Annotated in this window: 1 protein-coding gene; it reads left to right on the forward strand. The window is 55.5% G+C overall.

The genetic code is table 11. The features are described from left to right. Nucleotides 1–182 (forward strand): hypothetical protein (locus ACFVYJ_RS14005; RefSeq protein WP_463255492.1); only part of this gene is annotated, 182 nt, incomplete at its 5' end. Between the last annotated feature and the right edge of the window lie 47 nt (nt 183–229).

Genomic DNA, 229 nt, shown 5'->3' on the forward strand with positions numbered 1-229 from the left:
GCACCCTGAAGCCATTGCTGCAGATAGTCGGGCAGGATGCCTCCGAGATTGCCGGTATTGCGTTCTCGCCGGACGGGCGGAGGATGTACTTTACGTCGGATCGTGGGGGCAGGGATGGTTTTGGTGGGTTTACCAATGGATTGGGGATGGTTTATGAGCTGATTCTGCCCGAGGGGCTGTGAGTGAAAACGGGGTCAGAAGAAAGCTTTCTTCTGACCCCAGGTTCAAT

Origin of the sequence: Pontibacter sp. JAM-7 (genome assembly GCF_048548695.2) — a bacterium.
GTDB lineage: Bacteria > Pseudomonadota > Gammaproteobacteria > Pseudomonadales > Balneatricaceae > Neptuniibacter.